This is a genomic window from Ruegeria sp. C2, from assembly GCF_056537765.1.
Map to the genome: position 1 here is coordinate 12,024 of NZ_JBQFRZ010000009.1, position 22,564 is coordinate 34,587.

Genomic DNA, 22,564 nt, shown 5'->3' on the forward strand with positions numbered 1-22,564 from the left:
GCAACCAAATCGGATCGGTCAGAGTAGTCTAAATCAATGGCGCATTTGTACCCAACTGAGTTTAAGAGCGCGATCAAGAGGTGTCTGCGTGGCACGGTTCCGAGCATACTATTACTTCAAGGTGTTCTCTCGTTTGCTGCGGGCGCAAATGAAACCGCTATCGAAGAAAGCTTCGGACCGACCCTCGAACAGGATACCAATAAGGCGTACGGGCTACGAAATGGTTCATTTCTCGCCGTCCCGGTTCCGTTCTCAAACCCGCTTTTGGATTCTGGTCTTGCACTTGGTGCCGGATATCTTTTCCAAACGTCTGAAGACTCAGATACATCCTATTTTGGTCTCGGTGCTATGAGATCTTCCAATGGAAGCGAAGCTTATGGCTTCTCCGGAGATTTGTCTTTCAGAAGCGGGTGGAATTTCGACGCAACGCTAGCCACCGCGAATCTAAACTATGACGTTTTCTTTGGCGGCACCCGCTTCCCATTGGAACAGGAAGGCCAATTCGTGGAAGTCGGTTTTGATCGTGATCTAGGTCGTAACTTTTCGGTAGGTGCAGGCGTTCGGTATCTGGAAAGCACGATCAAACTCGCGGCGGAAGATGATCGCATCCCTGATGAATTACTTCCAGATCTTACTGGCGAGTATCTGGCCCTTAGCCTGCGTGCTGACCGAGATACACGGGACGACAGTGATTATCCGACAACAGGAACAAACCTAAGTTTTGAGCTAAATCTTGCAGACGTTATTGAAGGGGTAGAACGAAGCTACACTTACGCGTTTGCAAATTTTGATACTTTCCATTCGTTGAGCCAAAGTTCGGTGTTGGCAACCCGCCTGTCTGCGTGTCAGGCTTCAGATGAAACTCCGTTTTTTGACAAGTGCTCCATCGGCTTCACAGATGGGTTCCGCGGTTTCACCCCGACTGAGTTCTTCGATACTAACTTAGTCTCGACGCAGATTGAGTATCGGCAGAGGCTGAGCGGTCGGTTCGGTTTTGTCGTATTTGGAGGCATCGGATGGACCGGATCGAGTTTCTCCTCATTAACAGACGATGGAAATCGGGTAGCAGGTGGTCTGGGACTGCGGTATCGGGTTTCCAATGACTTCCCGATAGACTTTTCTGTCGACGTAACGAGAAATAACCAAGGTGATGGTTTTGTCTACGTCTATGTCGGACAAAGCTTCTAAGGACTGGTATCCATAATCACCGTAACTAAGCAAGTGGTGCGAATAGCAATAATTCGCGTATGCACCGAATGCGGCATTGAAGAGCTTCGCTGGACGTCTCTTCTTGAGCCGCACGCTCGACTTTGCAAAGTCCTGGAAATCGGTGACATTCGGACCGTCGGGCACAATTCGGTCTTAAGCTGCGTCTAGTTCGAATGGCAGTTCCCCAAGCAAAGGTGTCCCAGTAAATTTGTAATTAACATAAGATTGACTACGGCCAGAAGGACGGCCTGTAAGTGAAATTATGTGAAACTTGCCCCTGCTCACAATTTTGCAAATCAAGCGGTGCACGTGGGCCGAACTCAGAGATGCCTGATCCACACGCATTGATCCCGGTTGGGCCCAAGTTCTTCGAGGATCCTTTCAGCATCCAGATTGAAGTCTTTGGCAATTTCCTGGACCTGAACCGCCTGAAAGCTATCCAAGTTCCGCACCGTTCGACCATCTTCAAAGGTGATCAACTCGTGTGATCTTCCAGACCAACGCACGATCCCGCCGCAAAGGGTCTGTCCTTCAACATCCGCAAGTTCGGCGACCGGGTCGGCAAAGAAATCGGTCCATTTAAGAATACCTGTGCTGACAGCTCTCGCCACTGCTTGTTCCGTTGTCCGGCACTTGAGTTTTGTGACGATCGAAGACGTCAAAGCATGCACCATTCTGGAGGAGAGCCCCGTCTGGCCAGCAACTACGGATGGGATCAATCCTGATGCGAGCATCTTCAGAACATCCATCTCCTGATCGGACAACGCATCCGTAGGAAAGTTGAAAACCGTATCAATCACATCGAGCGCGAGTAGATGCAGGACCTGCGCTTCGTGGCGAAGGGCAGGGAGCATACTCCCGACCAAGGCGTCCCAGTCGGAACGGCGCAGGTTGGAGGTAACCGTAAAGACGCCACGCTCCCCAAACGGATTGATAACCGGAATGGATAGTCCGTGCTGACCCACACCAAATTTTCTCGCTGCATCGAATAGCGGTGCGTGTTCACGCTGATCATCAAACACAGCCCAATCAATCGGGGCAATCATTGCGGCGCCAAATCGAATAAGGGGATCAATCAGAACCAGGTCGTTGTCGACGTAATGCCTGACCCATTCGGCCGGGAACGTGGTGCAACCGTGGACAACGTTGTGATGCTTGTCGATATGGGCGTAGGACGCATTCTCCAGCTCAAACCTGGAACAAATTTCCTGAAGGCGCGCCTCCCCGGTCTGTCTGAAATCCAGTTCAGAATTGCCAATGTCCGCGATTTTCATAGACCGTCTTCCTGTTCCGCGTTGCCGTCGAGGCCGATTAGCAACCTAAAGCTGAACAAACCACTCGGGATTTCCCGTAGCCAATCACAGATTTGAATACGCTTCTGTTCTGGAGGCGGAAACAGAGCAAAAACCTGCCGATGAGACACATGAATTGGAGAAGCTGGCAGCGCGCAACCCGACACGGTTAAATCCGCTTCTTGGGGTCTTGCGGAAACCCGTCTTCCTCCTCCCGGGCTCTTCGTGCCAACAAACCCATGAAACTGGAAATCAGGTTCAACTCCCCGCGCTCATCTGCGCGCACCATACCGCGAAGGTATCCGCCCGGATTAACCACGGGCGGCAGGCGCGGATCACTCAGCCTCGCGTCTATGATCAACCCGGCCAGGATTGCACCCATCACGGTCAAACGGTCAATCGCCGTATGCCATGCGGAGGCATTGGCGCCGATCTCCGACAATCGCGCCGAAACGCCGGTCTCAATCGCGTAGAGCGACGGGCTGGAATTCTGATCTCCGCCACCGGCGATATCGATATGCATACGCAGCTCGGGTGAGGCCAGTTCATATAGGATGCGGTTATTCACCTGCGGTAGTTTTTGGGCCTTGCTTGATGCCGTATCTGTCGGATGATTGCTTTCTAAGCAATGCGGAGGGCCGTAAGGCCCGGAGCCAGAACAATCTGGTTCCGAGGCTTCAGCCGAGGGCATTGTAACTTCGCCATCGGCGTTACAAGACAGAATTTCTTCTTCAATTTGGTCTTGTATATGGCACCCGAAACAGGCTTCGGGTTCACCCGAAAATTCACCGGGTTTTTTAACATATATTTCGATCCGCTTCCAAAGATCGTGAGCTGCCTGAACATGTGATCTGAGCCCATCCAGCGACATGTATTTCAGCTTGTCGGCACGCGGCCAGGATCGAAGTTCCCCCATCATGTCTTCCAGGCCTTCAGGACTGCAGGGGAGCGAGGCAAACACTGCCAAGCTGTGTTTCACATGTCGGTAAAGCCGTGATCGATCCCCGCGCAGCTCGTCATGTTCTTTCTTCTCGGCTTTGCTTTGCTCGTCTGCGTCGCGCATCTCTGAAATGAGGTTTAGGGCAGGGGTCAGAAAGAGGCCGAGCCCCTTGCGCTTACAACGCGCCCCATTTGCACCAAGCCTGCGTTCGAGCAGGCCAATCATTTCCAGTTCTCGTTCGTGATTGTGGATTGTCCGATCTGTCACGCCTCGACCGGCAATGAGGGTTTCCTGGCGCGCGTAGCAAAAGGGTTCCTGAGACGGGTCTCGAAAAGCACATGGCGTAATCATATCGATGATGATCTCTAAGGTGCGAATACAATGGGCTGATGCGCCTCTGATCTGCGCATATCCCACGCAGAGCTGCCGAAACCTGTCTCGATTCCAACCCTCGGGAAGGCCGTTGTGGAAGCGTATATTTTCGTGGTGATGGACGGATGCGATCTGCCGAAAGCTCATCGTATTGGCTTCCCTTGGCAAAGGTCAGTATTGGCATCGCAGCTTAGCGGGGCAGGGTGTTCGGTATGGTTAAGGGGTCTCATAGTCTGCTTCTCTTTGGGGAAGCAAGGCAGGTTGAACCTCAGCAAATAAACACAGAAAAACCGTTCGCACAGATGCGTTTGTCCTTGTCAGTAATTTTGGAGTTTCCTATAAATCAGGTGATCAAACGTGACTTAAGAAGATCCCCGCTGAGGCCCCGCCTTGCGGGGGTTTTTGTTTCTGGGATTAAGTTTTTCCTCCGGGCCAATCGGCCTGGTTTAAAAATGCAGCTGGCGATTTTTGGTGGCATAGCCAGGAGCAACGCGTTGTACCGCAGGTCAGCACCTCAATATCGGATGAGTTCGTAGTCGCTGAACCCGAATGTGTCGGTCCACTCGACGCCAACGCCGCGGAAGTAGCTGGGAGGTTCACAGCGATTGCCCAGTGGCAGCCAGTAAGGGATTGGGGCAGGAGCGCGCTCGGACCAGCGAAAATTCGTATTATCGTCGTAGGTGCCAACCACAAGATCAAGCGAACGCTCGCAATCTCCCTCCCTTGAACGACGGCGATAGCTGTAGTGGCGCACATCCCAAACCCTGATGGATCTCACAACGTCGAAATCGGAAGAAGAAAGATCGACGCTGATCGGGGTGGCTTGGAAACCGTCACCGTATTGGCCGTGATGTGCATCGATCCTTCCTATCGAGATCGCTGCGTCTACCAGTATTGGCTTAGCGGTGTCATCCGATGGAAGCTCTGGAACTGGGCTAGCACTGGTGCGCTTGATGGCTTCCAACCGTTCCATAGGACCCAAGTCCGAGGGGCTGTGTGACGTATTCATCGGACAGCGCCAGAGTTGAAGCGGCGGTTCGACCGGGTAGGGTGTGATGCGCCGAATGAACTCCGCCTTGGCTGCGACGCAATCAGCCGAACTTGGCCAACCCCCGGCGAGGCAAAGGAATATGGCACAGTCAATTGGATAGGCACGAGCCTGCGTGGCTGGCAGTGCAGCGAGTGCAACTGCAAGGGCCTTCGCGCGAGTTCGATTTCCGGATTTTGAGTGTTTCAAGATGGTCTCTCCTGCTTGCGAATCGCCTAAGCAATATCCGGCCAATATATTTCTGACAATCCAATATCGTATATTGGCGGGTTTTCTTATATTGACGTAGATTGTGTTTTAGTCCACAACTTTTGGATGTAGAAGACGGCCCATAGGGGGTCGTCATGGCGGACAACAAGAGACAATACACTGTGGTAACCATCGAGATGGTCCGGGGCCTGAAAGAGGATCAGGTTCCCTTTACATGCCGCTACGAATTTATCGGACTCGCTTCCCTTGGACGACCTAAGTACCACTGCATTTACAGCTCGCCGAACTATGTCGGGGCCTTGTGCAAGTCGAAGATCTCTCGAGCGGGCGCTGAGCCCAGAGAGTTCGATCTTTGGCCGGGCCTCTTCAAGCATCATCAGGAATTTGGTGATGGGCGCATTCTCTGCGTCAAATCAGACTATACGATCGAGTCGATTACCCCAGAGGGTCTCGAAGCAGCTCAGGCCCTGGACGCGAAATCCAAAACCTGATCGGTCACGTTCGAGAACCCGGCTCATCAAAATGCTGGGGCAGGGCGCATGAAACGGCTCTTGTTTCTCAGCGCTACACTCGCGTCTTTGTTTTTTGTTGCGGTCTGGATTGAACCATCAAAACAAACAATAACCCTGAGCGCATCCGAGGTGATTGCCGTTGATGGTGACACCATCGACCACGGTGATGACCGCTACCGCCTCATCGGTTTCGACACTCCTGAGACCTTCCGCGCACAATGTGAGGCCGAGAGAGCTTTGGGTCTGAAAGCCAAAGACCGCCTGACGGAGATCATTCAGACCAGTGGGCAGATAGAATTGGTTATCCAACCAGACCTGGACGTGCATGACCGTTTCCTCGCGGTCGGACGTTCAGGTGGTCAGGAGATAGGTAAAACTCTGATATCCGAAGGTCTCGCGCGACCCTATTCGGGCGGCAAACGCGGGTCCTGGTGCGGCTAGACGAAAGGACTGAGCGACGATTTGCAGAAAATGGAGCGAAATAACTGAGCAATGAGCGGTCCTGTCGATTGCGCCAACAACCGACAGGACAAGAAACGCCCCAAATCCATCCGGGCATTCCTCAAACATCAAGAGAGAACTGTACTATGGTAAAAACAGTAACCCTAGATGCCGATCTTAGATCGGACAGCACCGCGCCAGAGTCAATGGGTACGACCCTGAACAACGTATCTGCACTTGCGATGGCACAGCACTGACCAGCGACAGCGCCGAACAGGACATCCCCGACACTTTGGTCAGACCTTCCGGCTGATTGATCCAAGCTGAACGCTGGCTGTCTGCGAAGCCCGCGAAGGGCTCAGTGATGTGTCCCGGCATCCAATTCCCTGCTGCTCAGATGATCGGAACCGCAACCTCATAATAGTAATTATGTAAAAACTACTGACCTATTTAGAAGAACGGAAAGGGTATCGCCTTGGCCTTCGAATCTTGGCTGAACTACATAACAACGAGTGATGTTCTCCGCGGGGAACTCTCTTCGATGCATGTGGTGCTACACCGAAGAGAGAACGTGGTGAGCTCCAGATGGGGCTGTGCCCACCACCTATCCGACTCCGCCAATCAAAGCGAAGCGGCACCATCAAAACTACCCAAGCCAATCTTTTCAAAACAACGCGAAATCAATTCCGATCACGGATTTGTTAACCAACTCCTTAGGACGCTTTTCAGTCGCTCCACTTTGGCTTTCTTGCTGTGGTTTGCGGCGACAAGCCCCGCTCTTGCCCAGGTCATCGAGTATGAACCGGATGGCAGCGTGTTTCTGAACGGTGCGCGGGCAAAAATCGTCAATGGCGTCGTTCGCCCAATCCGGATGCGTGAGTACACGCTTGACGAAAAACCGGAAGCGCCGAAGGCCAAGCCACAGGATAAGATCGAGATTGCGGGCAAGGCACCGCGGCCTCGCAGATCCTCGGGCGGCTGGTCGCAGGAGCGTATCGTCAAAGAAATCCACGCAGCGGCGGAACGCCATGACATTCCGGCCGAGTTGTTCATGGCGCTGGTCTGGCAGGAAAGCCGGTATCGGGCTGACGCTCTGTCGCCCAAAGGTGCCTATGGCTTTGCACAGCTCATGCCGGGAACGGCGAAAGACCTGGGCGTGAACCCAAAGAACCCTGCTGAAAATCTCGACGGTGGTGCCCGCTATTTGGCAGCGCAGTACCGCGAGTTCGGAACCTGGAAGCTGGCGCTTGCCGCCTACAACGCCGGGCCTCACCGCGTCGTCGAATATGGCGGCGTCCCCCCCTTCACCGAAACCCGCAACTACGTGCGGATCATCCTAAGCAAAGTGAGTAATTCCTCATGAAAAGAGCCCAATTCTACCAGCAGATGGCGTTTTTCGCGATCACAGCGTTCATCATCACCGCAGCGCCCGCCTCCGCTGGCTGGCTGCAAGATGCCATTGGCGATTTCATCAACGAAACGCTGGCCGACTCCAAAGTCGTTGGCGTCAGCCTTGCCGCTGTCGGCTTCATCTGGGGCTGTCTCGCCTACGTGTTCGGCTGGGGATCACTGAAAGGCCCGGTGGTCGCAATCGTTGTCGGTGCCGTCATTGGCCTCGCCGACACCTTCATCGGAGCCTGATCGATGCCGCGCCGCAATACGGTCTTTCGCGGCCTGAGCCGCCCCGCTGAATGGGGCGGCCTACCCGTGATATATCTGCTGGTGATCCTCGGGATGACCATGCTTTCGTTCTTCATGTTCGGGATAGCGCCAGCAATCATTGCGGGTTTTGTTTTCTACACCGGGCTTCGCCTCTTTTACGAATGGGAACCGGCTTTCTTCCGCGTCCTGTCCGTAACCCTTTCCAAAACTCCGCGCACCAAAAACCGCCAGCATCATGGGGGAGATTACTATAGTGCCTAAGCCTGCTGCCCGAAGCATGTGGACCCTTGCCCGCTCGTTGATCGAGCCGAGCTGGCGCAAGGATGAAATGAGCCTCTTTCAGATGTTGCCCTATGGCTACGTCGTGGACGATGAGGTCATTTCCACGCGCAACGGTGGTCTTATCGCCGCTGCGGAAATCACCGGTGTCAACGCAAACACGCTGGACGAAAACGAGTTCGAGTTCCTTGCCGAACGGTTTGAGCGTGTGTTGCGCACAACACCCAATGACGTGGCATTTTACGTTCATCGACTGACCGTCCCGGCTGAGACGGGTCATGTCATCACAGATCTAACCGGCTTTGCCGGTGCAGTGGCACAGGCCATGCGCTCAGCTTCCGTCGATGCAAAGCTGAAAGAACGCAAGATCATCATCAGCGCCATTCTGCAAAAGCGGCAGGATGAGCGGGCAAAACAGATGTTCGGCATGTCGTCTGGAACGATAGACGAGGAACGCCGCGAAATGATCGAACAGCTCGACGGTGTTTTCACAACACTGGCGGGCACGCTGGGCGAGGCCCGGGTGCGCCGGCTGAAGCTCAGCGAGGGGCGTTGGCTGGGTTACTATGGAATGCTGTTGAACGGTCGGTATCAGCCGATCATTCACACGAACATTGCAGAACCCATCGCCTTCAACATGCCGCAAGAGGATGTGCTGTTTCAGGGCAAGCGCGGCAAACTGGTCACGGGCGACGATCAGGAACGCTCCATCCGTGTCTATTCCCTGAAGAATTACCCGATGGCTTCGTTCCCCGGCATTTTCGACGGGCTGGACCTACCGGTTGATGTTGTGATTTCGCAATCCTTCCTGCCGATCAGCCGCGCCCAGGCGCAGGAAATGGAACGCCGCAAGTCGGGACAAATGCGCTCGGCAGGCGACAAGGCAAAGTCTCTCGAAGAGGATTTGTCTATTCTGGCGGACGGCATTGCCTCCGGCACCATGTCACTCGGCAAGCACCATCTGTCGATCTGCGTGTTCGGGACAGAGGAAGATCTGAAAACCGCCGAAAAACATATCATCGGCGAAATCCAGATTTCAGGCGGCACAGTGAAGCGCGAAGCGATGTCGGCCCGTGCGGTATACTTCGCGCAGCATCCCGGCAATTTCGCGTTCCGCGCCCGTGAAGAACTGATCACGGACCAGAACTTTGCGGACATGGTTGCGTTCCACATGCGCCCCAAAGGGTTGGATGCGGAAAAGCTACCCTGGCCGGGGCCATTGGCGACGTTCCCGACAACGCACGGGGACAGCTACGATGTTTCGCTTCACCTTCCCAAGACCAGTAACGACCCTGAAAACCTGCCCTCCGGGCATACGATCGTTCTTGGACCGAACGGCTCGGGTAAAACTGTGATCGCGATGCTGCTGGCAACAATGGCGGTTGCACAGGGCGCGCGGATCATCGCTTTTGACAAAGACCGGGCAATGGAGGCTCCAATGCGGGCGCTCGGTGCGCAGTACACCCGCGTCCGGGTGGGCGAACCCACTGGCATGAACCCGTTTCAAACGGAAACGGATGAGGCTGGGCAAAGCTGGCTCGCCAATTGGGTCATTGCCCTGTTGAGCTATGACGAACCACTGACCACCGATCAGAAGGATGAAATCACGCGGGCTTGCCAAGCGAATGCCACTTTGCCGCCTGCGCTTCAGAACTTCGATTCACTGGTGGAACGGTTCAGAGCTTTTGACGATGACAAGAACCTGTACAAGCGTGCAAGTGAATGGGCTGGCGAAGGCCGCTTGTCCTGGATGTTTGGCGAGGGTGGCTCAGATCCGTTTGCTGCTGGCGACCGTCATCTTGTTTTCGACATTTCCGAGGTTCTGGATGACGAATTGGTGCGGCTGGCATGGATCAGCTACGTCATGCGCCAGATCGAACGCCGCTGCGCCACCAAGATACCCACTGTCTTTGTGATTGATGAAGCATGGGTAATTGCTGGCAACCCTTATGGCGCTGGCATCCTCATAAATGCCTACACCACGTATCGGAAGCTGAACGTCATGATGATGATGATGACGCAGATCCCCGATCACCTCCTGTCGTCGGCAGCAAGTAAGTCGATCCTGGAAAACACCAGCACGCAGCTCTTGTTCCCCTCTCGATCCGGCAATGAAGCGGATTACAGGGCAATCGGCTTGAACGATTCAGAGCTGGGCGCGCTGAGGGCGCATTTTGGCGACCGCGTAATGCTCATGAAGAAAGGTGATGAGAGTGTTTGGCTCGATGTCGATGTCGGCGCTCTCGGCCCGCTTCTCCGTGTTCTGAGCGGATCAGACGGAAAATCGTTCCCTGATCCTGACTGGCGAAAAAACCCCATCTTCTGGAAGGAAATCACATGAAAACTCGCCTTGTAATCGCCCTTGTAGTTCTGGCCGCCGTCTCGGCCTGCACCAGCACCTATTCGGGCTATCGCAGCAAATGCGCCTGCGACTTTGAGCGCATGACCCCCCCTGAAAACTTGGAGCTTGTCTAATGAGTATTGCAAAGAAATTGCGGACAACCATTGCTGTTTCGGTTCTGGCCGCCCTGCCCGTCGTTACAGCAGCCCAAGGTGTTCCGACCGTCGACGCCACAGCCATTGCACAGGACGCCGCCAATTCGGCCCGCGAAGTCGCAGAAATGGTCCGCCAATACGAACAGCTGATACAACAATATGAGAAGCTCGAGCAGCAGCGCGCGATGCTGGAGAACTCCTTCAAGGCCATTTCTGGTCTAACAGATTTGGACGAGTTCAACAGCCGCAGCTTTTTGAAGCTGGCGACCGCTGCTGACACGCTCGGATACGCGTTGGACGCGACCGAAGATACGATTGGTGATCTTCCGGGCGTGGCCGGGCTCGCGATGGAGCGCCGATCGATCAGCCTGGGTCTGAATAATGGCATCCTCAAAGAGTTCAGCACGTCAGACGTGCCAGCCCGGCGCATTATCTCGGAGCGCGGTGGCGCTGGCTTGATGGCGTCCGCTCTGGGCGAACAGGGCTATGACATGGCCGGTCAGCTCGCTGAAGATGCCGAAAAGCTGCGCGATGAAATCGGCCAGCAAGAAGATCTGAAGGACGCCATCGACTACAACACGGCGGTTCTCCTGAAACTCTTGCAAGTTGAAATTGAAATCTTGCGCACAACCTCTGCTAATGCTCTGGCGTCGGGCACAGATCTGGCTGCAAACGCAGCGGACCTAAAGACGCTTAGCAATTACGCAAGAGGAGAAACCCAATGAAAAGCCGCACCACTTTCGCCCTGATCACACTGACGGCGACGCTTTTAGGGTCGTCGGCCAGTGCTGAGGCCAGACTGCCGTTTCCCCCCAATGTTGATTGGACATTTGGGGAATATCGGACCTGTCTTGGTTATTCGGGCGTGCGAGCGTTCAAAAAACCCCTGAAGGAATACGGAGTTGAACAGCTCGCTAACGCTGGTCAGGGCGCGGATCAACAGTATGTCGTCGGCAACTGGACCGATGCCATTCTGAATGAGCAAGTGATCGCTGCTCATGAGTTTGCCATTGAGCAATGCCGACTGCGCAAATCCGATGAAGCTTTCAGCACTGAATGCCCGCTCGGCAACCTCAGCCGCGAAGCTGCAATCGAGTTGGTGGGCGCTGACCAGGGCGATTTCTGGTCAAAGCCATCCAGCGAACTCAAATCGCTCAAAGCAACGCAGCAAGAACGCTTGGAAGCGCTGCGCCCTGTAATTGAGGAGGCTTGTGGGCCGTGATTCAGGATTTCGTCAGCTCGATTGAATCAGCAATCAGCAACTTTTCTCAGCAAGCATACACCAGCCTTGCGGCGGATCTCGCATCCGCCCTCTGGGCTATTGCTGCGCTGATCTTTGTAGCGATGCTGATCAACGGCGTACTTCAGATCAGAGAAATTGGGTTTGGTGGTTATGTAGGCTGGATCATTCGGGCGACGATAATCATCGGAATGGCGTCGAGCTGGTCCTTTTTCCAACCAATCTATCAAGGCGTCCAAACCTTGCCGGACAGTATTGCCGGGGCACTCACTGGAACCACTAATGTATGGCAAGCGTTGGATGAGATTGCGCTTCAGTGTTTCTTGATGGGCCAGCAGGCCATTGAAAACGCGACTTGGGGCTTGAGCATCACCGGGGCTATTCTCTGGGTTGTTGGGGCCGTCATCGTTGCCTTTGGCACTGGCATGGCACTCATCGCAAAAGGCGGTCTGGCGGTGTTGCTGGGTCTAGCGCCAGTTTTCATCGCAACGCTACTCAGCTCGGCAACAGCCAATATCTTCGCAGCCTGGGCGAAAACGACCGTTGGCCTGATCATGGTCATCGTCGTTCTGACAGGCATCGTTTCTCTTATTCAGGCGCTTTTCGCTTCGGAGCTTGGTTCCTTGTCTGATGTTAATGACATGGAAGCGAGCGGGCGTTTTCTAGCAATCTGCATCGTGGCTATCGTCATGCTCACGCAAATCCCGTCACTGGCTGGCGGCATGTCTGGCGCGATAGTTTCGGCATCCTCCGGTCTTGCCGTGGCAACCGGCGCGGTAGCAGCCGCAAGAAGTGCATTGGGCACTGCCAGCGATGGCGCGCGCGGTGCTGTTGCCGGTGGGAAAACTGCCGCCGCTATGGCTTCCGCAGCTCGTGACGGGACTGGCGTTCGTGACAGCGCGTCTCGCGCAATGCAAGCGCGTCGGGACATAGCGCACAGAGCCCGCAATCAGGATGGGGCAGCTCGTCAGAGCTACGCCGCTGACCGTTACCGGCAGAGCATTCGACAAGCTCGCGCCAATAAATCTTCATAAATCGAGGTACAGAGCAAATGTCACACGTGACAGATCACGAAAAAGAACTCTTTCTGGGCGCACGCCGCGATGCCTTCAAATGGCAAGTATTCGGCATGGTCGGTATGGCAATGGGCGTGGCCTCTATTATTGGCTGGGCGATGCTCCTTCCCTTGAAGGAAATCCGGGCGGTGCCATTCTCCATTGATCCGGACACAAAGCTGCCGGTGCTGCTGACTGAAAAGGTCGAAGAACTGGAACCATCTGAAGCGATGGCCTTCCGTGAAGTCGCAAATTATGTGCGCGACCGGGAAACCTATGATGTCCAGGACAACAACGAGCGCCTGAAATCGGTACTGCGTCGTTCTAATGAGCTGGCCGAAACGTCTTACCGCGAACTGTGGGATGGGTCGAACGACAGCCATCCGGATGAAATCTATACGCCCAAGACAAAGGTGCAGACGGAAATTCTGGGCGTCTCGCCGGTCAACGATGAGACGGTGCAGGTCGAGATCCGCAAGTCCCTGATCGTGCCAAACCAAGAAACGGCCTCAGCCCGCTACGTGGTCACAGTGACCTACGGGTTTGAGGAAAAAATCGTGACGTCGATGGATGAGCTTCTGGAAAATCCTTTCGGCTTCGTCGTCACCAACTACCGCGTAGACGCCATGGGAAACATCTGATGCTGCGTACGTCAAAAACACTCGCGACCACCGCCGCAGCAGTTCTGGCATTCTCTACGCCACTGCTCGCTGAAATCACACCGACGCCAGACGGAAAGAATGCGGATCACCGCATCACGCATTTCCATTACGTCGAGAACCAAGTGTACCGCATCCCTGTAGGTGAACGCCTGATTACCTATGTTCACTTTCCGCAGGGCGAAACCGTCCGCAGCATTGGTGCGGGCGACACCGAGAGTTTTCAGATCACTCGCCTGCAGGAAGGTCGCGTTATTGCGTTCAAACCGGAAATCCTGAACTCGGATTCAAACCTGACCGTTCTGACCAATCGCGGGACATACAACTTCTATCTGGTTCCGGCCGAGAGTGCCGCCGAACGTAAACGAGTACCGTTTCGGGTCACGTTCTATAACAAAAACAACAGCGGCGGGACTACAAAGCGCCGTGGCACAGTTGCTCGGAGTGAACCGAAACCGACAGGCCGGTTTGTGAACCAAAACTACTCGCGCTCGGGCAAAGCTGACTTCGCGCCCACCGCCGTGTGGGATGATGGCGTTCACACCTATTTGCAGATCCCGCAGGATGCAGAGTTGCCGGGGATCTTCCGTGTCCTGCCTGATGGCCGCGAGCTGATGGTGAACACCACAGTCAAAGAGCGCGGCATTATCCAGGTGCAGGGTCTTTCCGATCTTTGGACACTGCGCATCGAGGACACTTCGATCTGTGTTCGAAACGATGGCGACGCGTTTCAGCAGGCAAGCGTGAGCGGTCGGCCCGTCACTTCACAGACAGTTAAACCGGGGGGCAGCAAATAATGAACCGCGAGCAGACAATTGCGGCGCGGATTGCAGCGGAGCAACCGCCTCAACGAGTAAGGAAGAGGTTTGAGCCCAAGAAGCTCATTACGGTTACTGTCGCCGGAACAGTATTCGTGGGCTTCGCGCTGTTTGTGTTGGGCGAAGACAGCAAGACCTCTCGCGCCGGAGTTCGTGTCGACGCTCTGCAACAGAGTGGTGGTGAGCGATACGGGCTTTTGACGGCACGTGGGCCAGAGGTCGATGAACCGAAACCCCAAGCTCTGCCAGAGACAATTGCTGTCGCGACACCGGCGACAGCGTCTGTGCGGGTCGAGTCCGAAGGGCTGAAACAAGCCTTGAAAACTATCGAGCAACAGAACGGCCGGATTTCCGAACTGCAAGACGAGCTGACGGACGCCAAAGTTTCGCTGTCAGAAAAAGACGGTGAAATCGCAACGCTGAACCTGACCAATGAACGCCTTCAGGTCAGATATGATGAGCGCGAGAAGAAGTTCCAGACCGAACTTGCCCAGGCCATCGCGGATGCGGAGGCCCGGGCACTTGCCAGCGTAAGCCACCTTCAGGCGCAAGGTCTGACCGATGATGAGCGGCGCAGACTCGAAGAACTGAAGAAGATGCGCCAGCGGCAGAACCAGTCGGACGGCATTGTGTTCGATGAAAACCCATACGGCAGAAACTAACGGAGCTGACGATGAACAGAACAGCACTCACCCTCGCCCTGGTCGCGTTGGCCTCAAGCGCGATGGCGCAGAATGCCACCGGGCAAAACTACGAGCCGATTAACAGCGGATCGCAGCCGGTGATATTCCAGCCCTACTCTGCTGCGCCGCAGCCGGTTCAAATCCAGCCAGACGACACCCGCCTGCATGAAGAACAGCGCGGTTACCAGGAAAACCAAAACACGACATGGCAAAACAATCTGGTCGAAGAATATCCCCCCATCGTGGGGGCCTCGATTATTGACGACCCGTCACGCACCCTAACGCAAGGGACGATCTTGTCGGCTGTGTTCGGTGGCGCGGTCAGCTCGGAATTGCCCGGTAGCGTCGTGGCGACGATCACACGTGGCGTCTACTCGATGGACGGCACTCGTTTGCTTCTGCCGCGCGGATCGAAGCTCTATGGCGAGTATCGAGCGGATACGACGTTGGCGCAAACACGCATCATGATCGTTTGGAGCCGTGTGATCACGCCTGACGGCCTGTCAGCTCAGATCGGATCGGCTGGTACGGACGGTCAAGGCCGGACTGGTGCGACCGGCAGGGTGAACACACACTTTGGGAAGCGGTTCGGCACGGCTGCGTTGTTGTCCATCATCGGCATAGCGCCTGTCGCGCTGGTGTCTGACAACGATAGCAACAACTCGGTTCGCACTGATCTGGCAACGCAAGTGGGTTCCAACCTTCAGAACGCCACGGCGGCGGCGCTTGATGAATACCTGCGCATTACACCAACAATCTTTGTAGATCAGGGCAGTCGTATCAACGCGATCCTGCAGCGCGACGTTGTGTTCGATAGCTTCTGATGAGCGGGCGGAACGATAATAGCCTTCTGGAATACTATACAGGCAAGATCGAGCATCTGTTGCACGATGAAAGCCTGAGCGAAATTTCTGTGAATCCTGACGGATCGGTCTGGGTCGAAGAAATGGGCACAACGCACATGACCAGGACAGACATCACTCTGAACAGAGACGATGTAGAAAACATCGGGCGCTGCGTGGCCGGTTTCAGTGATGTGACATTCGGAGAAAAGAAACCCATTGCGACGGCCAATGTGCCAACACAGCAGGGCAAAGCGCGGGTCCAGGTCGTGATTCCGCCAGCAACAACCGGCGTGGGGTCCGTGGCGATCCGCCTCCTCCGCTTGAAAACCGTCGATCTGGGCGCGTTCAGCTTCGCCTGCAAAGAGGCGGCGTTGGCGGAAAGCAACGATCACAGCGCGCTTGAAAATGCCCGTGCTGCCCTTGCAGCAGGCACGATGAGCTTTGACGAGCTGGCGGACCTCTCAATGCTTAGCAAATGGAACGTGATCATTGCGGGGGGCACCTCGTCTGGCAAAACCACTGTTCTCAATGCAATGCTGAAGCGCGTCGATCCGGGCGAACGGATCGTGACGATTGAAGAAGTGGCCGAGTTGGACATCGAGCAACCCAATTCTGTCGATCTGCTTGCTGACCGTTCCGAAGAAGATGGCCCTCGATCACCAACAAAGCTACTGGAATCGGCGCTTCGCCTCCGGCCTGATCGGCTGGTTTGCGGGGAAATCCGGGGCGACGACGCGAATATGTTCCTGGAGCTGGTGAACACCGGCCACGATGGATCAGTCTGTACCATGCACGCCAACTCGCCCGTTGATGCCATTGGACGCATGAGCAAGATGGTGCGTCGCGGATCTCCGACCGTTCAAAAGTCAGAAGTGGTCGATGACATCCGGGCCACCATTCACATGATCGTTCACATGAAGAAAATCGGTGACGAACGGAAGGTCAACGGAGTGATCTTCCCACCCCTGATGGCCGCTGATCAACTTATCTGAAGGAGAAATAGAATGAAAAAATTTGAGTATCGTAATGTCTTGATGCGGGTAGAGGAAAATGCAGGCGAGAAGTTTGCGAAGCTCGGGCAAGACGGTTGGGAAATGGTTGGTGTCGCACGTGCTGAATTTGGCATCGTGTGCTTCTTCAAACGCGAGCTGACCGATGGCTGAGTTTCAGGATCTCCCAAAGGGCAAGAAGGTCGCGATCGCCGGTACAATGGGCTTTATCGCTACCTCGGCTTGCGCGGTGTTGGTGGTCGGGCTGGCTCTCGAATACATCAACACCAGAGGCTTTCGCGGGCTGGACATCTGGGCGATCCCAGAGAAGTTCATGGCACAGCCTGCAGAGACGCAGCAGATCATGGGTCTGGTGGCGGTGGTCGCAGTGGGTGTTTTGACCTTTGCATTTGTGGCGGCTGCGCTGCGTGGTCCCTCAACGAAATACGGTGATGCGACCTTTGCAAAGGCCCCTCAGCTCGTCCAGGAAGGCTATGCGTCGGTTCTGAAGCTCAAAGACAAATTGGATAGTGAAATCGTGTTTGCCAAATTTGGTGAGCCAAAGGACAAAAACGCGATCTACTATAAGCCCGGCCCCGGTGTCCAAAAGCCGCACGCGATGTTCATTGCCCCGTCTGGTTCGGGCAAAACCAGCGGCTTTGTGATCCCGAATGTCCTGCGTTTCAATGGGTCTTGCGTCGTCCTGGACATCAAGGGCGAGATTTTCCAGACAACCGGCGCGCGTCGGGCAGCAATGGGCGATGAGGTTTTTATGTTCGACCCCGAGAACCCCGACAAAAGCCACAGCTACAACCCTCTGCGCCGCGCAGCACGTGCCGACAATCTGGACCGGCGATGGGAAGAAGTGATTCAGGTTGCAACTCAGATGTTCGACACGCCCAGCTCGTCCGCGCAGGGCTTTATGGGTGGTGTTGAAGGCATGTTCTGCGCAATGGCGATGCTGGCGATCAAAAGAAAGCGGCCATACATTTCCGAAGTCCTGCGCCTGGTCAAAACGACCAAGCAAAAGGACTATGAGAAAATGGCTGAAGAAGTTGGATATGCGCGAGCTGCAGATGAGTTTCTGAATCTTGCAGCCGAAGAATCCAAAATCCTGCGGTCAACGATTTCGGTTATGTTGAACTCCGGCCTGCAGCTCTGGCGCAACCCGTCGGTAGCAAGAGCCACGCAGGGCAATGACATCAACTTTGAAGATCTGCGTCGGCGCCCCAGCTCGATCTACTTTTCCGTGCCAGGGAAAAAGGTCAAAGAGTTCCGGACGCTCATTCGCCTGTTCTTCCTCGATCTGGTGAACACCATCGAAACTGTTGAGCCGGGCGAAGATGAGCCGTTCAAGGTTTTGATGCTGCTCGATGAGTTCCAACGCCTCGGCCATCTTGAGCGCGTTGTTGAAGCCTATGACACCATGCGATCGTTCGGGGGCAGGCTCGTGGTGATTTCGCAAACACTGTCGCGCCTACAGGACATTTATGGGCACGAGGGTGTGCGGGCGATGCTGGCAAACGCTGGAACCCAGATGTTTGCCGCCTCAGAGGATTCCGAAGTACGCGAACATGTGTCCAGGTCCATCGGGGACAAAACGGTCATAAGCAAGTCGAAGTCTCGAGCACTCGGCAAGATGGAAATGGGCAGCATATCAGAGCGTGAAGAAGGCATTCGGCTGCTCCGGCCAGAGCACGTTGGTCGTCTGCCGGAAAACGAGGTTGTGCTGATCCGCGAAGGCAAGATGCCGGTGATTGCAAACAAGATCCGATACTTCGAAGATCCGTATTTCATGCAGTTCTTGGGTGGCGAAAGTCCGAAGATCAAAGGCACACACCTCGATCTGGCTGTAGAGCAAGCCAGGGACACGGCAAAGGCAGTGGCTGATGCGAAACCGGCCCCTGCCCCGGACAGAGAGGTTTCTGAAAAAGACCAGGAACTTCAGGCGGCATTTGATGCGCAGCGCACGGTCGCAAAGCGGAAAAGTCGGTCAGCGAAAGATATGGCGATGGAGAAAATGAAAGCCAAACGGGCTGAAAGTAGCGCCTTCACTTGACGGGGGTAACAGGACGCGGCCGAACCGGACCTTACTTCAATATGCAGAGAACGGCAGGAGAGAGCCCTAACCTGCTCGTGCTGCGACTTACATATATGTCCGCTTCCGTGAAGCTTACTAGAATGGCGCATTGTCAGCTTTATGCCTGCTGAGAATTGTCGTCATAGTATCGACAGCAAAAACACTCATCAAAAACCAACAGATTGACGACAGATCAAGGGAACCCCGCACGCATATAAACGATGATCTTCCAAAGGTCTTCTTCGCTCAGCGCTTCCTTGAAGGCTGGCATGTCTGTTCCGAAGCGTTCGCCGCCCTCGGAAATTGCCCAAAGAAGGTACTCGTCCCCCGACATCGGCATCTGAACGAACCATCGTAGGAGAGCGGGAGAGGGCGCGAGCGAACGTCCGGCTTCACCATCGCCCAAACCCTCAGCTCCATGACAGCTTGCGCAGTTTTCCGTATATAGCGTCTTGCCCTCCGAAACATTCTCGGGCGTTGCACGAATGGTGCTCCGAGCCCCGCGGTAGGCTGCGGGCACGTCCTCGTTCATATACGTCCAATGTCGTTGCATGCGCTGCTGCTGGCCAGGCCCCATATTGCCGTGCCCCCAACCACGCATGTGCTCAGACCTCATGTGGTTAGATCCCATTGGCCCGTGACCCCACCAATCTCCTCGTTGTTGTTGTGCGCAACCCACTGTAGCAATGGTGATAGACAGAACGCTTAAGGTAAGAGTGCGTAATCCAAGCTTCGTCATCTTCTCCTCCTTACTGTTTCCGCTCGATGAACGTCGCCTCAGGCCGCTTCGTAACTCTTGAACACCTCGGTGCTACCGTCCTTGAGGATCAAAAACACGTCGTAGGCCTCACGACGATCTTCCGGCCCCATCCCAGGGGAACCGTAGGGCATGCCAGGAACAGCAAGTCCAACAGCACTGGGTTGCTCCTCCAGCAGACGACGAATGTCTGCAACCGGCACATGCCCCTCGATCATATAGCCATCGATCTCGCCTGTGTGGCAGGACATCATTTCTTCGGGAATGCCGTTGTCCAATTTGTGGCGGACAAGCTGTGTTCCAAAGCTGCGCTCCTCGGTAATGCGAAAGCCTTCCTGCCGCAGGATGTCGATCCAAACCTGGCAACAGCCGCAGTTCGGATCCTTGAGAACACGGACGGAAGGCGTGTCTTGCGCAAACGCGGCAAATGGTACTGTGCTGGCAAAGCCAGCGGCGTAAGTCAGTACTTGGCGGCGTTTCAGGTTCATGGCGAGAGTCCTTGGTATTTCCAACTAAATTGAGCCGATTTCGTATCATTCGAGATCAAAGGTCATAATCCACGTCAAACATGCTCATGTTCGCCAACTTCCCGACGCTCGGCGAGCGCTTGGCGCACGATCTGGAAAGCAGAGGAAAGAAACAACGTTGCCATGACCGCCGCAACAATCAGGTCAGGCCAACCGCTAGCTGTGCCCCAGACGCCTAAAGCTGCAAACATAACGGCCACATTGCCAATGGCGTCATTACGCGAACATAGCCAGACAGAGCGCACATTTGCATCGCCGTCCTTGTAACGGACGAGCAAGAGAACACTTGCGAGATTGGTCATAAGAGCGAAAAAGCCAACGATGCCCATGATCTCGGCCTCCGGCACTCCGACATAGAACACCCGGTACACGGTCGATCCAAACACCCAAAGACCCATCAGCAGCAAGCTCACCCCTTTCGCCAGAGCGGCATTGGTGCGTGCACGGATTGAAGCCCCGATCACTGCCAGCGAGATACCGTAGGTCAAAGCATCCCCAAGGAAGTCTAGAGCGTCGGCCTGAAGTGCCTGAGACTTTGCATAGTGACCGGCAGTCATCTCGACGACGAACATCACCGCGTTCAGAGCAATGACAATCCACAGCCTCCTTTTGTAGTCGTCTGATACGCCGTCGAATTTGGCGTTGTGTCCGCAACATGCTGACATTGGGAAGCCCTTTTTGTATCTGTCGTGACCATAGTGTAGTGTCTCTAGTTACTAGAGGTTCAAGAGGTATTTTCATGTTTTCTATCGGGGAGCTTTCCAAGCGCACGAAGGTCAAAGTTCCGACTATCCGCTACTATGAGGAAATGGGCCTGCTTGCCGCACCAGAACGCACCGAAGGCAACCAACGGCGCTACGATGTGGCAGGGCTAGAGCGTCTCAGTTTCATCAAGCATGCACGCGATCTTGGTTTCTCAATTGAAGCGATCTCCGAATTGATTGTGCTTCAAGGCCACCCGGATCGTTCATGCCAAGCCGCAACGGACATCGCCGTCTCACAACTTTCCGAAGTAAGAGCAAAGATCAAACGACTACGGGCTCTTGAAAAAGAGCTGGTTCGGATTTCGAAGGGCTGTGATGACGAAGGAGTGTCAGAGAACTGCTATGTGCTCGCGTCTCTTGCCGATCATAAACTCTGTCACCACGATCACTAAACTATGAGCGGACATTGCTTTAGTCCCAGCGAAAGACTGTTTTGTCCGCTTCTTGCCTATTCAAACGTGGTGCAGCGAATGCCCGGAATGTCCAAGGACAAGAGTCCGTCCCAATCGGAACAGACCCCACATTACTCCAACCCGGTGGTCTCGCTGTTCCCGGCAACACATTCACCGGCGCGAACAATCATCTATCATGTCCTCCGTGGTTAAAGACTGTGTCCATCATACTCATGGACGTGGGTAGCCTGTTCGCGGGTATGGGCAATCTCTTGCACCACGGCGGCAATCTTGCTGGATGAAACTTGGTGCAGCTCACCAACAACGGCCTCCGCGCGCTCGTAGCTGTCCGGAACGCCTTGGCTGTTGAAATGGGCGGCAGCGGTGGAAATGTCCGCGTCTTTCCAAGTCGCCGTTGTGCCGATTGAAACGCTGTCATGATCGTTGTAGCGGGCCAGGAACTTGCTTCCGTCGAGACCGAAGCTGTGCGCGGTCGCCACAATGTCATCACGCACAGCCAGCCATTTTTCGGCTTCCGTGGGGTCCAGGTTGTCCAACTCGGCCGCATTCATGGATGTGGTGTAGCTGTCATCAGCCAAAGTGTATGCCTGCAGGTCGGTGTCATATGGGCGCAGTTCGGCAACATCGCCTTTCAACTCCCCGATCTGAACGTCCATTGCGGCACGCAAGTGTGGATCTTCGACCTCTCGTGCAAGAGCCTCCATGTTCTCGATGGAGTTCACGATGTCCTTGGTCTGCTGCTCGTAGTTCTCAAAGATGGCCTCCCCCAAAGCGGATTGCATATACTGAACATAGCGATCACCGGGCGACTGGTAGTCGTCGGACTCCTGAAAATCCTTGTCACCACTCAGATCCGCAAGGGACGAATAGTAAGGGTGATACAGATCGTATTCCTGAGCATCACTCATGTGCTGAGAAACCAAAGCCTGCATATCGTTCAGATCAACCGGCTCCCCTGACCGCTCCGCAGCTTCAAATTCGATTTTGAATTCTTCGACCAGATCTTGTTGCGCAGTATGTTCGTCAACACGGCGGTTGGCCTGGTCCTCGATGTCGAAGCTGTTTGAGGCGATGGCTGCACGATCAAAGCCCATCGCCTGCTGTTCTTTCCTGATGATGTCGATCTGCTCTGAAACGCGATCTTCACGCGGGGCGGATTGATCAAATCTGGAATAGGGTGCGAAGTGTTCGACTTCGTTCAAAAGATAGTCTGTACGCGAAACCATAGTTTTTCCTTTGCGAGTTGATGGAAAACTCTGTGATGGGTCTGCCT

At 54.8% G+C, this 22,564-nt stretch carries 26 protein-coding genes; 19 read left to right on the forward strand and 7 right to left on the reverse strand.

Going from position 1 to position 22,564, the window contains the following annotated elements; translation table 11 throughout:
- The first annotated feature begins 36 nt into the window (after nucleotides 1-36).
- The gene (locus ACR0IV_RS18815; protein ID WP_170624891.1) at nucleotides 37-1,188 is read left to right on the forward strand and encodes a BamA/TamA family outer membrane protein; all 1,152 of its coding nucleotides are present in this window, start codon (nucleotides 37-39) and stop codon (nucleotides 1,186-1,188) included.
- A 341-nt stretch (nucleotides 1,189-1,529) separates the two neighbouring features.
- Here ACR0IV_RS18815 and ACR0IV_RS18820 read toward each other — a convergent pair whose 3' ends face one another.
- The 3 genes from ACR0IV_RS18820 to ACR0IV_RS18830 form a co-directional block, all read right to left on the reverse strand.
- Nucleotides 1,530-2,483: a helix-turn-helix transcriptional regulator gene (locus ACR0IV_RS18820; RefSeq protein WP_152460691.1), complete on the reverse strand. Its 954-nt coding sequence runs from the start codon at nucleotides 2,481-2,483 to the stop codon at nucleotides 1,530-1,532.
- A gap of 187 nt (nucleotides 2,484-2,670) precedes the next feature.
- Nucleotides 2,671-3,960, reverse strand: a complete 1,290-nt coding sequence (locus ACR0IV_RS18825; protein ID WP_152460690.1) for a helix-turn-helix domain-containing protein — start codon at nucleotides 3,958-3,960, stop codon at nucleotides 2,671-2,673.
- A gap of 367 nt (nucleotides 3,961-4,327) precedes the next feature.
- Entirely contained in the window at nucleotides 4,328-4,822 is a 495-nt protein-coding gene (locus tag ACR0IV_RS18830; RefSeq protein WP_170417962.1) for a hypothetical protein, read from the reverse strand.
- Nucleotides 4,823-5,205: 383 nt separating this feature from the next.
- Here ACR0IV_RS18830 and ACR0IV_RS18835 point away from each other — a divergent pair, with 383 nt between their 5' ends.
- The 17 genes from ACR0IV_RS18835 to ACR0IV_RS18915 all read left to right on the forward strand — a co-directional run bounded on the left by ACR0IV_RS18835 (nucleotide 5,206) and on the right by ACR0IV_RS18915 (nucleotide 18,809).
- The gene (locus ACR0IV_RS18835; protein ID WP_142638830.1) at nucleotides 5,206-5,562 is read left to right on the forward strand and encodes a hypothetical protein; all 357 of its coding nucleotides are present in this window, start codon (nucleotides 5,206-5,208) and stop codon (nucleotides 5,560-5,562) included.
- 48 nt (nucleotides 5,563-5,610) lie between these two features.
- The gene (locus tag ACR0IV_RS18840) at nucleotides 5,611-6,024 is read left to right on the forward strand and encodes a thermonuclease family protein (RefSeq protein ID WP_170602109.1); all 414 of its coding nucleotides are present in this window, start codon (nucleotides 5,611-5,613) and stop codon (nucleotides 6,022-6,024) included.
- An 814-nt stretch (nucleotides 6,025-6,838) separates the two neighbouring features.
- Nucleotides 6,839-7,387: a lytic transglycosylase domain-containing protein gene (locus ACR0IV_RS18845; RefSeq protein WP_480734421.1), complete on the forward strand. Its 549-nt coding sequence runs from the start codon at nucleotides 6,839-6,841 to the stop codon at nucleotides 7,385-7,387.
- Nucleotides 7,384-7,665, forward strand: a complete 282-nt coding sequence (locus ACR0IV_RS18850; protein WP_480659620.1) for a hypothetical protein — start codon at nucleotides 7,384-7,386, stop codon at nucleotides 7,663-7,665. Before ACR0IV_RS18845 ends, ACR0IV_RS18850 begins: the two co-directional genes overlap by 4 nt.
- Before the next feature lie 3 nt (nucleotides 7,666-7,668).
- The gene (locus ACR0IV_RS18855) at nucleotides 7,669-7,947 is read left to right on the forward strand and encodes a VirB3 family type IV secretion system protein (RefSeq protein WP_152460684.1); all 279 of its coding nucleotides are present in this window, start codon (nucleotides 7,669-7,671) and stop codon (nucleotides 7,945-7,947) included.
- Nucleotides 7,940-10,306, forward strand: coding sequence for a VirB4 family type IV secretion/conjugal transfer ATPase (locus ACR0IV_RS18860; protein ID WP_480659619.1), 2,367 nt, complete (start codon nucleotides 7,940-7,942; stop codon nucleotides 10,304-10,306). Before ACR0IV_RS18855 ends, ACR0IV_RS18860 begins: the two co-directional genes overlap by 8 nt.
- The gene (locus ACR0IV_RS18865) at nucleotides 10,303-10,440 is read left to right on the forward strand and encodes a hypothetical protein (protein WP_170417970.1); all 138 of its coding nucleotides are present in this window, start codon (nucleotides 10,303-10,305) and stop codon (nucleotides 10,438-10,440) included. Before ACR0IV_RS18860 ends, ACR0IV_RS18865 begins: the two co-directional genes overlap by 4 nt.
- On the forward strand, nucleotides 10,440-11,186 hold the full coding sequence (locus tag ACR0IV_RS18870) for a type IV secretion system protein (protein WP_170474359.1): 747 nt from the start codon (nucleotides 10,440-10,442) through the stop codon (nucleotides 11,184-11,186). Before ACR0IV_RS18865 ends, ACR0IV_RS18870 begins: the two co-directional genes overlap by 1 nt.
- Entirely contained in the window at nucleotides 11,183-11,683 is a 501-nt protein-coding gene (locus ACR0IV_RS18875) for a hypothetical protein (RefSeq protein ID WP_170474356.1), read from the forward strand. Before ACR0IV_RS18870 ends, ACR0IV_RS18875 begins: the two co-directional genes overlap by 4 nt.
- Nucleotides 11,680-12,735, forward strand: a complete 1,056-nt coding sequence (locus tag ACR0IV_RS18880; RefSeq protein ID WP_170474353.1) for a TrbL/VirB6 family protein — start codon at nucleotides 11,680-11,682, stop codon at nucleotides 12,733-12,735. The genes ACR0IV_RS18875 and ACR0IV_RS18880 overlap by 4 nt, the downstream gene beginning before the upstream one ends.
- A gap of 26 nt (nucleotides 12,736-12,761) precedes the next feature.
- Entirely contained in the window at nucleotides 12,762-13,397 is a 636-nt protein-coding gene (locus tag ACR0IV_RS18885) for a VirB8 family type IV secretion system protein (RefSeq protein ID WP_170474350.1), read from the forward strand.
- Entirely contained in the window at nucleotides 13,397-14,212 is an 816-nt protein-coding gene (locus ACR0IV_RS18890; protein ID WP_170474346.1) for a TrbG/VirB9 family P-type conjugative transfer protein, read from the forward strand. The genes ACR0IV_RS18885 and ACR0IV_RS18890 overlap by 1 nt, the downstream gene beginning before the upstream one ends.
- The gene (locus ACR0IV_RS18895; RefSeq protein ID WP_480659618.1) at nucleotides 14,212-14,895 is read left to right on the forward strand and encodes a hypothetical protein; all 684 of its coding nucleotides are present in this window, start codon (nucleotides 14,212-14,214) and stop codon (nucleotides 14,893-14,895) included. Before ACR0IV_RS18890 ends, ACR0IV_RS18895 begins: the two co-directional genes overlap by 1 nt.
- A gap of 11 nt (nucleotides 14,896-14,906) precedes the next feature.
- Nucleotides 14,907-15,740, forward strand: coding sequence for a TraB/TrbI/VirB10 family type IV secretion system protein (locus ACR0IV_RS18900; RefSeq protein WP_170474340.1), 834 nt, complete (start codon nucleotides 14,907-14,909; stop codon nucleotides 15,738-15,740).
- Nucleotides 15,740-16,753 (forward strand): ATPase, T2SS/T4P/T4SS family, encoded by a 1,014-nt coding sequence (locus tag ACR0IV_RS18905; protein WP_170474337.1) that lies wholly within the window; start codon nucleotides 15,740-15,742, stop codon nucleotides 16,751-16,753. Before ACR0IV_RS18900 ends, ACR0IV_RS18905 begins: the two co-directional genes overlap by 1 nt.
- A gap of 12 nt (nucleotides 16,754-16,765) precedes the next feature.
- Nucleotides 16,766-16,924 carry a DUF4177 domain-containing protein gene (locus ACR0IV_RS18910; RefSeq protein ID WP_170474334.1) on the forward strand — a complete coding sequence of 53 codons (159 nt, stop codon included), beginning with the start codon at nucleotides 16,766-16,768 and terminating at the stop codon, nucleotides 16,922-16,924.
- The gene (locus ACR0IV_RS18915; protein ID WP_170474331.1) at nucleotides 16,917-18,809 is read left to right on the forward strand and encodes a type IV secretory system conjugative DNA transfer family protein; all 1,893 of its coding nucleotides are present in this window, start codon (nucleotides 16,917-16,919) and stop codon (nucleotides 18,807-18,809) included. Before ACR0IV_RS18910 ends, ACR0IV_RS18915 begins: the two co-directional genes overlap by 8 nt.
- A gap of 214 nt (nucleotides 18,810-19,023) precedes the next feature.
- On the opposite strand, the gene ACR0IV_RS18920 is transcribed toward ACR0IV_RS18915, so the two are convergent.
- The 3 genes from ACR0IV_RS18920 to ACR0IV_RS18930 form a co-directional block, all read right to left on the reverse strand.
- Entirely contained in the window at nucleotides 19,024-19,446 is a 423-nt protein-coding gene (locus ACR0IV_RS18920) for a c-type cytochrome (protein ID WP_170474328.1), read from the reverse strand.
- Nucleotides 19,447-19,607: 161 nt separating this feature from the next.
- Nucleotides 19,608-20,075: a DUF411 domain-containing protein gene (locus tag ACR0IV_RS18925; RefSeq protein ID WP_170417767.1), complete on the reverse strand. Its 468-nt coding sequence runs from the start codon at nucleotides 20,073-20,075 to the stop codon at nucleotides 19,608-19,610.
- 74 nt (nucleotides 20,076-20,149) lie between these two features.
- Nucleotides 20,150-20,779, reverse strand: a complete 630-nt coding sequence (locus ACR0IV_RS18930) for a cation efflux transmembrane domain-containing protein (protein ID WP_170417770.1) — start codon at nucleotides 20,777-20,779, stop codon at nucleotides 20,150-20,152.
- 74 nt (nucleotides 20,780-20,853) lie between these two features.
- On the opposite strand from ACR0IV_RS18930, the gene ACR0IV_RS18935 reads away from it, so the two are divergent.
- Nucleotides 20,854-21,270, forward strand: coding sequence for a MerR family transcriptional regulator (locus ACR0IV_RS18935; protein ID WP_170417773.1), 417 nt, complete (start codon nucleotides 20,854-20,856; stop codon nucleotides 21,268-21,270).
- A gap of 209 nt (nucleotides 21,271-21,479) precedes the next feature.
- Here the strand turns inward: ACR0IV_RS18935 and ACR0IV_RS18940 are convergent, their stop codons facing one another.
- Nucleotides 21,480-22,517, reverse strand: coding sequence for a hypothetical protein (locus tag ACR0IV_RS18940; RefSeq protein ID WP_170417776.1), 1,038 nt, complete (start codon nucleotides 22,515-22,517; stop codon nucleotides 21,480-21,482).
- Between the last annotated feature and the right edge of the window lie 47 nt (nucleotides 22,518-22,564).